The sequence below is a fragment of the Psychrobacter sp. BF1 genome (assembly GCF_019279065.1).
Classification (GTDB): Bacteria; Pseudomonadota; Gammaproteobacteria; order Pseudomonadales; family Moraxellaceae; genus Psychrobacter; species Psychrobacter urativorans.
This window is the reverse complement of sequence record NZ_JAGYWV010000003.1, coordinates 63,487-75,920: the sequence shown is the minus strand read 5'-3', so window position 1 is coordinate 75,920 and position 12,434 is coordinate 63,487. Positions and strand designations below refer to the sequence as shown.

Genomic DNA, 12,434 nt, shown 5'->3' with positions numbered 1-12,434 from the left:
AGCTGATAATATCCACTATTAAGCCAAGTATGTTCTAAAAGACAATGTTTTGGTAGGTCTTATGGCAAACCCTGTTACAGCCGATTTAGTGACGCTTCCAACCCAATACCTTCGTGTTATGTTAATGGGTGTCAGCGCGTTCGTCATCAATACCACAGAATTTGTTCCGGTAGCTTTACTAAGTGACATTGCCAAAGACTTTTCTATCACTACCGCCCAAACAGGTTTGATATTGACCCTTTATGCTTGGGTCGTGGCTGCTATGTCGCTACCGCTCATGCTGTTGACCAGTAGGCTTGAGCGTAAGCGCTTACTATTGGCGCTATTTGTAGTATTTATCGCCAGTCATGTACTGTCTGTTTTTGCTTGGAGTTTCCAAGTACTGCTCATTAGCCGAGTTGGCATTGCGTTTTCACACGCTATATTTTGGGCAATTACTGCCGCTATAACTTTGCGCGTAGCACCTGAAGGCAAGAGAGCTATGGCACTTAGCATACTAGCGACAGGAACTTCCTTAGCGCTAGTGTTGGGCGTTCCTATAGGCCGAGTATTAGGCCAATGGTTTGGTTGGCGTACTACTTTTGCGGGCATAGGTATTCTTGCTTTTGTGGTATTTATTCTACAAATAAAATTACTGCCAAACTTGCCTAGTATGTTTGATGGCTCTTTTAGAAAGCTACCAGAACTCCTTAAAAATCGACTATTAGTTTCGTTATATATCTTTTGCTTTGTAGCCTTTAGCGCTGACTATGCCGCTTATTCCTATATCGAACCCTTTATGAATCGGATCGGCTCTCTTAGTGAAAACTCAGTCACCTTTATACTGTTACTATTTGGTGGTGCTGGCCTTATTGGTAGTTATATATTTGGTCGTTGGAGTGATAAATCCACGCCCATGATGATGCTGGTTTCTATAGTACTGATATTAGGGTCTATGTTATTGATGTTATGGTCAGTCAAATCGATATGGTTATTTAGTATGGTTACCGTGATTTGGGGTACAGCCATGATGCTATTAATGCTGACTGTTCAGACCAAAGTCATTGAGATTGATATCAATGCGCAAGATATGGTGATGGCCATGTTCTCGGGCGTTATCAACTTCGGTATTGGGGCTGGGGCGCTACTGGGTGGCTATGCCGTTAGTTATATCTCATTGTCTAGCGTAGGTTTCGTAGGAGCTGGTATTGCAAGCTTGGCGCTCCTACTTATGGTGGTTATGCTAAGACGCTTTCCTGAGTTGCGTTAGAAGTTAGTGTTAAAAAATATCTAAGATAAAATTTAACTAAGTTAACTTTAATCGGCCTATCTTAAGAATATATAGTCAATCCCTTATACAGTATTAGAGTAACAAATAAGGTGCTACTGGGATGAATTTTGTGCAGTCTCTACAAGCGCAGCATGCAAGCAAAATTTATACCAGTAGCAGGCGGTAATAGCTGCCCTGTTTTTATTTAGGAGTAGCTAGAGTAAAAGTGCCTTTCGTGTTATAGCTGCTATATTTTTAGTCGTTATATTTTAGTCGTTATTTTTTTGAAAATATTAGATCTCAGCCTCAATTTTGACACTAGTCATGATCGAGCGCACTTGGCAGGGCTTAATTAGCTTGATGACGTCTGCTAACTTGGGCTTAGCGGTTAAACCAAGCCAATAACCAAAACCAATTTGGGTTAAGTCTACACCGCTATGAGTAGTATAACTGATGCCCCCAGCAGGGCGACTATTGATTTCGAGGACACGATGCACGCCCTCATCATCAGCCTTAGTCTGTACACTTACGATACCATCACAGCCAAAAGCTTTGATCAAGGGAATAACCACTTCCATCACTGATTCTTCATAGCCTATATGTTGGATTTTGCCAGTTTTATAACGGGTTACAGCAGCTAGCACTTCGCCATATTCACAGACCACATCGATAGAGTATTCTTGTCCTGACAGATAAGGCATTAATAGCATGGGAATAGGACGCTCTTTGATCATTTGACTGTTGTCATAAGCGGCTATAAATTGCGAAGTATTAATCTTCTTCTCTTCAGTGAAATAAAGGTGCTCAAAGCTATCATACGGCTCATCACAGCTCTTACCAGTATCCAGTCGCCAAAACCCTTGGGCAAAGATACCTATGACAGGTTTGACACATAAAGGCTGATGGTCATGCAGCGTTAATAAAGCTTTTAGCTCAGCAGTATTATCAAAGCGCCAAGCGGCTGCTACTGGAATATCATTAGCATGACACTGCTGCATAAAAGCAAACTTGTCTTCTATCGATGCCAAAGCTGCGATGCTAGTAGCACCTGTTAACAGTCTGATACCTGCAGCTGTAAAGGCTTCACGCTGCGCCTCGTAATCTATGCCATTACGACCAGTAAGCAGCACTTTGACATTATTGCGCTTGGCATTTTCTAACACAAACTGCCAGCGCGGGATAGTAATCGAAGCTTGAGATGCTATCTCTTCATCCGCCACAGCAATAGTAGGCTCCCTATATACCTCATCAGCATATTCAAAAATCTCGGGACGATCATGACGATGTGAGGCAATGATAGTGAATGGTACAGGGCTATGAGATTTCAATATTTGTAAGCTGGCAAGCATATCACGTTGGCTAGATTGACCTTCAGCGAGCCAAACGGCTGCTTTTGAATTACTAGGGTTAGTAGTTTGGTCAGTAATGGTTTGACTAGTGCTATTGTTTACAACGTCATTCATAACTTTCTCAGGGTTGGCTTATCAGTATTGAGGTCAGGCTAAGTAGTTGAGAGATTATGCGCAAAACCCACTGTAGATACAACAGTAAATGGTCATAAATGCAGCTTTGAAATCTAACAAAAAGACAGTATAAGCAATACTATGATTATTAAGGTTAGGGTTCAACCGAGCAAGACAGTCGCTTTATTCATGCTACTATAGGTCAATGCTAAAAACCCTGTTACCCCTTAATTATAACGACTTTAAAGGACCAATAGTATGAGCCAAAAGCTGATTGCTGGAGCCAATGCGCCGCTACCAACTGATAATATTAGCATCCGTATCTTGAGCCAGAGCTCTATTGACTGCGCCGCTTATCGCTTAACCACACAAGGTAAAGTGCGCGGTGATGGCGATATGATTTTTTATGGACAGACTAGTAGCGATGATAATAGTGTGAGCTTTCGCGGTCATGATAGCGATGGGTTCTTCGATATCAATTTATCGAGTCAACCTGCCAATATTGATAAGATTGCTTTAGCGTTTTCTAGCGCCCAAACGTTGGCCCAAATTGGTGATGTAGATATTCAAGTATTGCAAGGCAGCCAAGTATTAATGACTTGTCAGCTCAGTAGCGCTGGACGCAACGAGAAAGCTATCATCTTAGCAGAATGTTATCGCCGTCAAGGTAATTGGAAGTTCCGTTTTATCGCTCAAGGCTTTGAGGGCGGGCTGAAACCTTTATCGGAGCACTTCGGGGTAGAGATTGCGGATGAAGCACCTGTGCCTGCCGCAGCTATCAACACCTCAAAACCTGCGCAAGCCAATGCTGCCAATAGTCCACCACCTATTCCGGCAGCTTCTTCGATTAACCTCAGTAAAATTACTTTGACCAAAAATCAATCCAGCATTAATCTAAAAAAACGCGACGATTTTGGTAAAATATCAGTCAACTTAGACTGGAATCAACGTCCAAATACGGATAAGGCTGCCCCTAAAAAAGGCTTGCTAGGCGACTTGTTCAAGCAGCATGGCGCTAGTGGTATTGATCTCGATGTTGGGGCAATGATCCACCTTAAAAATGGCGAAAAGACTCTGATTCAAGCCCTAGGCAATCGCTTTGGCAGCTTGCAGTCAGCCCCTTATGTTTGTTTGCGTGCAGATGATAGAACCGGACAAGTTAGTGGCGGTGAATGGCTAGATATCAATGGTCAGCAGTGGGCACAGATTGAAGAGGTGTTTATCTTTGCCTTTATCTACGAAGGCGCACCCAATTGGGCTCAAACTGATGGGGTAGTGACAGTGCATGTTCCTGAGCAGCCACCGATCGAGACTCGTTTAACTGAAGGAGCTGGCAACTTGCCAATGTGTGCGATTGCACGCTTGGTAAACCAACAAGGCAGTATCAACGTTGAGCGTATTAACCAGTACTTTAAAGGCCATCAAGAGATGGACAAAGCTTTTAATTGGGGCTTTAGTTGGAAGCGGGGTCGCAAGTAAGGTTTTTAGCACTAATAATAGGTCAATTACACTCTAGTGACGATTTTGGTAGTCGGTGCTAGGGTGGTCAGTACTTGTTAAACCGCCTATATGTTTTCAAGCCTTTATTTGCCTTAAACAACGCTTATGCTTCAAAAAATTGTCATGTTCTAAGCAGCTTATATGCTCTAAAAAACTTAGATGCTTTAAACACCTGCTATGTTCTAAACACCTTTTAGACATGCAGCACCTCCTATAGCCACTATAAAAATGAGATATTTCGATGTGGGAAATATTGCTCCAAATGCTCTCAAGAATGACCCTCATTATTACTATTGCTTATCTAATTACTAGACTGCCTATATTTAGAAAGATGATTTACCAGAGAGTCGGCATAGGGGGATTATTCGTATTAATAATAATATTCGGTATGTTCGGCGTCATCGGTAACTATACCGCTCTTGTGGTAGAGCCTGGCAATCAAAGTGTTGTATCTAATTTGTGGAACCCTACGCTTCAGACAAATAATGCAGTAGCGGACACACGAAATATCGGCATTATTATTGGCGGTTTCTTCGGCGGTCCAATAGTGGGTATAGGCGCATCCATTATTGCTGGTGGGCATCGGTTATTAATGGGTGGCTTTATCAGTGAGGCTACTCTTTGGGTATCTATCTTAGGAGGCTGTCTTGCAGGATGGTTTGGTTACAAGTGGCGCGAAATGCGATTTATTAAACCCAAGTACATGTTTTTTACCAGTATTGTCATTCTAACGGTCCAAATTTTGGCTATTCCCTTTATAGCTGACAATCATCGTGCCGCCTTTGAATTAATTAGTTTTACAGGCCCCCCAATTATTATTGTTAATGGTATAGGAATATGGATCTGTGCCATGATTTTTTATAACGTCGTACAAGAAGAAGAGAGAACCAGAGCCAATCAAACCGTTAAAACCTTTTCAATTGCTGACCGCACTTTCTCCTTATTTCGAGGGGGTTTGAATGAGAAATCAGCTAAAGAAAGCACTAAGATTATCAAGCAATTAACGGGAGTCGAGCATGTTGCGATTACTAGAGGTATTCGTGAGCTGGCTTATACTGGGTCATTGAGTAATCACAAAAGACACGAACAAGAAGATTTGGTCTTACGCAAGCAGGTTTTAGCAACTGGCAAATCAGTGTTAAAGGAACCAAGAGCAAAATGGCTGTTTTCTAAAAAATCTAATAGCAGAGCCTTTATAGTGGTCCCCTTTTATGTCCATGATAAAACCATTGGTACGATCACTTTTTACTATGCAAGCTCGACTCACATTACTTCCGTTGAAAAGGAATTGGTTGAAGGTCTTGGTAAGCTGTTCTCAAATCAACTAGAGCTTGGTGAGATTGAACGTCATAATTTATTGCTACAAAATGCAAAAATTGAGGCATTACAAGCACAGATACAACCGCATTTTCTGTTCAATGCCCTTAATACCATCGTCGCTTTATGTAGAATTGATCCCATGCTAGCTCGAAATTTATTACTGCACTTATCTACTTATTTGCGCAACAATTTATCAGGTATTGCTGATTTTTTAGTACCGATCAGTAAAGAGATGGAAAACGTACAAGCCTATTTGGCTATTGAACAAGCACGTTTTCCAGATAAATTTGAGGTGCATATAGCAATAGATCCTGAGTTGATTGACTATGGCATTCCACCTTTTATCATTCAACCTTTGGTAGAGAATGCGATAAAGTATGGCGGATTTAAAAAGACAAAAGCCAAAGGTAAAGTGAGTATTGACATTAAGAGAGTATCAGAAACCTTGATCTCAATTGAAGTAGCTGATAATGGTGTTGGGGTGGCAGCGGATCGAATAGTAGATTTGGGTGAGCGAGTGGTAAAGTCATCTAAAGATGGCAGTGGTACGGCGTTATTTAACATAAAAGAACGACTTACCGCATTATATAGTCAAGAGGCTTGCTTTGTAGTTAATAGCGATATGGGTAAAGGGACTAAGGTTATAATTATATTGCCAGCTGAACACTAAGGAAACGTGTCGATGAATGTATATGTTATTGAAGATGAAGTGCTGGCTAGACAAGAATTGATTTATCTACTAAAGGAGACAGGTAAGATCAATGTTATTGGTGAAGCTGAAGATATGCATCAAGCTTTATGGGATATCAATGACAAGCAACCAGATGCCGTTTTTTTGGATATAGAACTCGAGAACGGCAACGGTCTTCAACTTGCCAAACAATTTCGCAATATGAAAAAGCCACCTATGATTGTTTTCGTGACTGCTTATGATGAATATGCGCTGGACGCATTTGAATTAGATGCTATAGATTATATAGTCAAACCCATTGATAGAGTGCGCCTGCTAAAAGCAGTGAACAAGTTAATGAAGCTGAGTAGTACATCTCATACAGAGAGTAAGGTTGAGATTTTGCCCTTAGTTAGTAAGGACAAGAAACATAGCATTAGTATAAAAGAGGAAGATCGAATTATAGTTATCAATACTAAAGATATCTTATATATAGGAACAGAAAATCGGCAAGCTTATGTTCAAACTATAGAAAAAAAATATATAACTGATACTTTACTTTATAAAATGATGGATAAGCTTGGCGATGATTTTATTCAAGTGCATAGAGGCTATATCGTCAATATAAAACAAATAGTAGCGTTAGAGCCTTGGTTTAATCGAACCTATTTAATTATCCTAAAAAACGGCGCTAAAATCTCGGTAAGTCGTTCTTACGTTAAAGCAGTCAAACAACTTCTTGAGTTATAAAAAATAAGGCGGGTAGATGTAATAAACATCTACCCACCTTATCTGAACAAAGCTATTTAATAATTGGTTATGACCAACCAATCATTTGAGCGACAATTAACGAGCCAATGGCAATCATGGCCCAAACGGCAAAAAGAGGTAAGAAAAAGCGCATCCATTTTTGATAAGGCACACCAGCGATAACTAGTGCCGCCATAAAATATCCGCTGGTAGGGAAGAGAACGTGGGTAAAGCCATCGCCAAGTTGATAGGCTAGTACCGCTGTTTGTCTAGTTACGCCAACCAAATCAGCAAGCGGTGCCATGATAGGCATAGTCACTAGAGCTTGGCCACTGCCAGAAGAGATTACAAAATTAATTGCAGTTTGGACGAAATACATACCAACAGCTGCAAGCTCAGGGGGCAAGTCTCCAACTAAAGTCCCTAAAGAGTGTACAAGGGTATCCATAACGTTGCCATCTTCTAAGACGACAGCGACTGCGCGAGCTAAGCCAACGATAAACGCGCCCATCAATACATCTTTAAAACCTTGGTTAAATCCATCACATATCTCAGTTAGCTTAAGACCAGCAATCATTCCAACGACGATGCCCATGATGACAAAGAGTCCAGACATCTCTATCATAAACCAGCCTTGCTGCAGCACGCCGTATACAAGTACTGCAAATAGAATGAGCGTGGCATAGGCAGCTAGCTTCTGACGAAATGTCATGGTAAGAGCAGTACCACCAACAATTTGATTAAACTCTATTCTCTTTTCACTATCCTCTTCATAGACATAACTTTTTGAAGGATCTTTCTTAATCTTCTTCGCATATCTTATAATAAAGAAAATCACAGCAGTGACTGCTAAAACAAATACGATTGAACGTAATCCCATTCCTGAGAATACTGGTAATCCAGATAGTTTTTGTCCAAGCCCTGTGTTGATTGGATTAAGCACGCCAGCACTAAAACCCGCACCAGTGCCACATAATGAAATCGCAGCAGCCGTTACCGAGTCATAGCCTAAAGCAATAATCAACGGCATAATAACTGGGATATAGACTAATGATAATTCGGGTGTACCAATTAGGGTGGCAATAAAAGCAAATACAGTAGTTAAAACCGCTATTAGCAGTAGACCATTATTGGCAAATTTACGTGCTAACTTATCAACGACAACTTCAATAATTCCCGTCCTTCTAAGAACCATAAACATACCACCGATGATGAATGTGAAGAACACGACTTCACCGGCATCAATAAGACCCCTAGGCACAGCAGTTAAAAATTCGGTGACCCCAACAGGCGTTTGCTCTATCAGATGGTAGGAGGTGGCATTAATGGTTGTTCTACCTTCTGGTCCAAGGACACGGTCATATTTACCAGAGGGTATAAAGTGGGTAAGAATAGCAGCGATGGCACTGAATACAAATAAGATGACATAGATATGCGGCATCTCGAAATTCTTCTTTTGCCCCACTTTTTTATCAACGCTAGCAATGCTATCAATTTTATGGTCTGACATTTTGTTTACTCCAAATAATCCGTTTTAGAGAATATGACTTATACGTCCTGTGTAGGTAAAACTGTATTATAAAAAGTACTGACAGTGTTGGGAATCATACGAAATGGTCATATAGACGACGAGTTGTACATCAGGAGCAACGAGTTGCTCATTAGTGTTATATCCATAAAGCATCAAAAGATAAATAAAGTCTTGAGTTAAGGCTTTATTGATAAGTAGGGTAGGCAGTAGTAGAGCTAAAAATTATAGTTATGAGGAGCAATAAAAAAGCCCAGCTATTTAAAATAGCTGGGCTTTTTTATTGCTCTATGGTGATTAACTAAGCGTGCGGAGAAATGGCCGGCATCAAGTCATGAAAGGTACGACCAGTAGCAGTTTCGCCAATAGCGTGCATTTTCCACTCGTCATTATGACGATAGACTTTAGCCATGATCATAGCAGTATGAGTACCTTGCGATGATAAGTTATAGCGAGCTACTTCACTATTATTATCCGCATTAACAATGCGGCAAAAAGCGTTTTCTACGGTCTCAAAGGTTTGACCAGTAAAGCTGTTTACTGTAAATACTAGTGAAACCACATTAGCTGGAACTTTTGATAGGTCAACATTGATGACTTCATCATCGCCATCGCCATCACCAGTACGGTTATCACCTGTATGTAGGATACTGCCATCTTTGGACTGCAATTGGCTAAACCAAATGGCATCGACGGCTTGTTTATTGCTATCGAACATAATGCAAGAGGCATCTAAATCGATAGAATCACCGCCACCGCTACCGCCGCCAAACAGCTTACCTAAAAATCCGCCTTTCTTCTCTGGCGCTGCTGATTGCGCAACATCCCAGCCTAAGCCTAGCTTAACTTTAGTAAGCGTACCGCCGGCTTCTTTGCTTAAGGATATTTTCTGTCCCTTTTGTAGACTAACTGCCATGTTATATTCCTTATACTAGTCATTAAAATGAATTATTAGAAACGAGCTCTTAAAAATAAACGGTTAATAAAATAGAACTTATAACTTATAGTGCAGCATTTATAAAAGGTTACCTAGCATGCCACTGTTACCGCCACGACCTCCTGAGCTAGTGCCTAGGATACTCTGTAGCCAGCCTTGATAGCTGTCACGATTTCTGGAACAAATAACAACCTTTCCGTTACCTGAAAAATTCAATACCATACCTTCACCGCTAGTAACTGAGTTGATGATATTACTCATAAAGCCTTTTTTCTTACTAGTAGCGACGGAGAGCTTATACTCTAAATTTGAATCCCAGCAAACCACATGACCATTATCGATAATGACATCTTTACCCGGGGTTACTTCAATCTCAAATAATGAGCCAAAACCAGAAACTACTACCTGACCATTACCTTGAGTCTGCATAACCATAAAGCCGCCGGTATCCCCGAATACAGCCCCACCAAGATTGCGTTGAATTTTAGCTTTAACATCAACACCGGTTTGTGCCGCTACAAAGGCACCGTCACTCAAAGTGTACTGTTGAGCACCGACATCTAGTATTTGCATATCACCGTCTAGAGTAGGAGCTAGCAAACAATCTCCTTCGCCATTGACTGCTTCAATCTGTTGCTGAAACAATGATTCATCATTGGCAAAACGGCGCATTAGTGACTGCACTAAGCCGCCTTGCAGCTTACCTTTAAGCTCAAGGTTAGACTCCATCATCACCATTGCATTGGCTTCACAATAAATCGAATCGCCTTTTTTAAGATTACAATGTAGAAACGGTTCGATGGTACCGATTAAGCTGAATGTTGCCGCCATGGGATGAAAATCCTTATATCAATATTTTAATAGTGCTTTGCTAGGGTTTAAACAATTAGGGTTTAAACGATTATAATTTAACGGTATTTCTTTGTTTTTGTATAGCTGTTTAAAAAAAAGACTTTCACTAGCCCATTAATTTTAAAGCCATCAAATGTGATTATAAAACACAGTTGATGGCTTATTTTAAATTGGCTAAGTTAGCTTTTATTGTTAGACATTAACGCCATAAGATGAAGCTAATGGACCTAAACCGCCGCTGAAGCCTTGGCCTACTGCACGGAACTTCCAATCACTGTTATGACGATATAATTCACCAAAAATCATCGCCGTTTCAGTACTACCATCTTCTGATAGGTCATAGCGAGCGATCTCAGTTTGACCATCGTCATTCACGACACGGATATAGGCATCACCAACTTGGCCAAAGTTTTGGTTACGAGCTTGGCCTTCGTAGATAATGGCACAAAGTGCGACTTTACTGACATCAGCTGGAATGTTAGCTAGATTTACTTTGATAGCTTCATCATCGCCGTCACCTTCGCCAGTACGGTTATCGCCAGTATGTTCTACAGCGCCATTGTCTGACTTTAAGTTATTAAAAAAGATAAAATCTTGATCGTTACGTACTTTACCGCCTTCATTGACCAAAAAGCCAATAGCGTCTAAGTCAAAATCTTGACCGTCAGTAGCACGTGGATCCCAGCCAAGACCAACGGTAATGTTAGTTAAGCCTGGTGCTTCTTTTGATAAGTTTACGTTGCCGCCTTTCGTTAAGCTAATAGCCATAAAAATTGTCCTTTGATTTATTGATTGGATTGATTTTTTGTTGGAGATACTGGTACTAAAAATACTGAGTTCAAAATACAGCTTTTATAACCTTACCTACTATAGTGGTACTACTCATAATTTTACTTACTAGCTAGCTATATTAGTAATTATTATAACTAGCACTCACCATAACTAGCATTTATCATCATTTTAACTGCTATGTCAGAAATGATATCAGCAACTATAGTTGGTAAAGAGGCAGCTGCTTAGATAGCACTCATCTACTTGGACTAAGTGAATTAAGCCATAGATATATTTAAGTTTTACTATACTAAGCGCTTACAGACTAAGCAAGTCGTATTTTGTGCATATGTATTACACTTGTATCGTAGTTGAATTATCAGTGGTTCAAACCTTAATCAACTCCTGCTAACTATAGTGAATATGTAGTATTAAGCTCTATAAATCTCAAATTTTAAGCCCTTGTTAGCAAGTCCGGTCAATAAGTGTAAAGGCTATAGTCAAAGTATTGTTTACAAGGACAGCGTTGCGCAGGATAGAGCTTACGCAAGGTGAAGAGGCTCAAACTTTGCGCTAGAATCACTTTAGCCATAAGTACCATTTTGCTTTATAATAATGCGCTCTCAGGTTCCCTCAACCCTGATTTAAAAAAAGGACTCTTTGATGAGCATCAGTAATATTTCTATCACTCCGCTTCAATCCATACGCTACAGCCGTGCTTTATTCTGGCTAGTCGGCCTCCATATCTTTATCATTGCTATCAGTAATTATCTGGTGCAAATACCTGTCGGATTATTTGGTTTTATCACTACTTGGGGAGCGATTACCTTTCCCTTTATCTTTTTGATTACTGATCTGACCGTACGTATATTTGGTCAGCAGTTAGCCCGAAGAATTATATTTTTCGCCATGCTTCCGGCGCTGGTTATCTCCTATTATTTCTCTGTAGTCTTTGCAAACGGTCTATTTGTTGGCCACGAGAAGCTATTAGATTTTAATCTGTTTGTGTTTCGCATTGTCTTGGCAAGCTTTGCCGCTTATGTGGTTGGTCAGCTGTTAGATATCCAAGTCTTTAACAAATTGCGCCAGCTTAAAACTTGGTGGATTGCACCCCTTGCATCAACGTTTATTGGTAATTTGATCGATAGTCTGTGCTTTTTTGCTATTGCCTTTTATCGAAGCCCAGATGCCTTCATGGCGACCCACTGGATCGAAATTGGCACTATGGACTATCTGTTTAAGATGGTGATGGGGGTGTTGATCTTTTTACCGCTGTATGGTGTGGTATTAGCAAAGTTGCAAAAGATGCTGGCAGGGAAGTAGAAACTAGATGGTGGCTATAGTCAGTTCATTGTAAAAATGATACAGCGAGATTGAGATCGGTTATTTGCAGC

General features: G+C 40.5%; 10 protein-coding genes. 5 read left to right on the top strand and 5 right to left on the bottom strand.

From position 1 onward, the window contains the following. Positions 1-61 precede the first annotated feature (61 nt). A complete protein-coding gene (locus KZA12_RS05135; protein ID WP_218689464.1) occupies positions 62-1,249 on the top strand; it encodes a sugar transporter in 1,188 nt (395 codons plus the stop codon). 293 nt (positions 1,250-1,542) lie between these two features. On the opposite strand, the gene KZA12_RS05130 is transcribed toward KZA12_RS05135, so the two are convergent. Continuing rightward, the gene (locus KZA12_RS05130) at positions 1,543-2,598 is read right to left on the bottom strand and encodes an ATP-grasp domain-containing protein (RefSeq protein WP_256932848.1); all 1,056 of its coding nucleotides are present in this window, start codon (positions 2,596-2,598) and stop codon (positions 1,543-1,545) included. 372 nt (positions 2,599-2,970) lie between these two features. Here KZA12_RS05130 and KZA12_RS05125 point away from each other — a divergent pair, with 372 nt between their 5' ends. From KZA12_RS05125 to KZA12_RS05115, 3 genes are all read left to right on the top strand, one after another. Beyond that, complete coding sequence (locus tag KZA12_RS05125) at positions 2,971-4,191, top strand: TerD family protein (RefSeq protein ID WP_201622733.1); 1,221 nt, start codon at positions 2,971-2,973, stop codon at positions 4,189-4,191. 295 nt (positions 4,192-4,486) lie between these two features. Continuing rightward, on the top strand, positions 4,487-6,202 hold the full coding sequence (locus KZA12_RS05120; protein ID WP_218689462.1) for a LytS/YhcK type 5TM receptor domain-containing protein: 1,716 nt from the start codon (positions 4,487-4,489) through the stop codon (positions 6,200-6,202). A gap of 12 nt (positions 6,203-6,214) precedes the next feature. Beyond that, complete coding sequence (locus KZA12_RS05115) at positions 6,215-6,952, top strand: LytTR family DNA-binding domain-containing protein (protein ID WP_218689461.1); 738 nt, start codon at positions 6,215-6,217, stop codon at positions 6,950-6,952. Positions 6,953-7,019: 67 nt separating this feature from the next. Here KZA12_RS05115 and KZA12_RS05110 read toward each other — a convergent pair whose 3' ends face one another. The 4 genes from KZA12_RS05110 to KZA12_RS05095 form a co-directional block, all read right to left on the bottom strand. Continuing rightward, positions 7,020-8,462, bottom strand: coding sequence for a YfcC family protein (locus KZA12_RS05110; RefSeq protein WP_218689460.1), 1,443 nt, complete (start codon positions 8,460-8,462; stop codon positions 7,020-7,022). Between the two features lie 319 nt (positions 8,463-8,781). Further along, positions 8,782-9,396, bottom strand: a complete 615-nt coding sequence (locus KZA12_RS05105) for a TerD family protein (protein WP_201622729.1) — start codon at positions 9,394-9,396, stop codon at positions 8,782-8,784. 99 nt (positions 9,397-9,495) lie between these two features. After that, on the bottom strand, positions 9,496-10,248 hold the full coding sequence (locus KZA12_RS05100) for a TIGR00266 family protein (RefSeq protein ID WP_201622728.1): 753 nt from the start codon (positions 10,246-10,248) through the stop codon (positions 9,496-9,498). 213 nt (positions 10,249-10,461) lie between these two features. Next, the gene (locus KZA12_RS05095; protein WP_216580975.1) at positions 10,462-11,037 is read right to left on the bottom strand and encodes a TerD family protein; all 576 of its coding nucleotides are present in this window, start codon (positions 11,035-11,037) and stop codon (positions 10,462-10,464) included. A gap of 666 nt (positions 11,038-11,703) precedes the next feature. Here KZA12_RS05095 and KZA12_RS05090 point away from each other — a divergent pair. After that, positions 11,704-12,363 (top strand): 7-cyano-7-deazaguanine/7-aminomethyl-7-deazaguanine transporter, encoded by a 660-nt coding sequence (locus tag KZA12_RS05090; protein ID WP_218689459.1) that lies wholly within the window; start codon positions 11,704-11,706, stop codon positions 12,361-12,363. Positions 12,364-12,434: the final 71 nt, after the last annotated feature.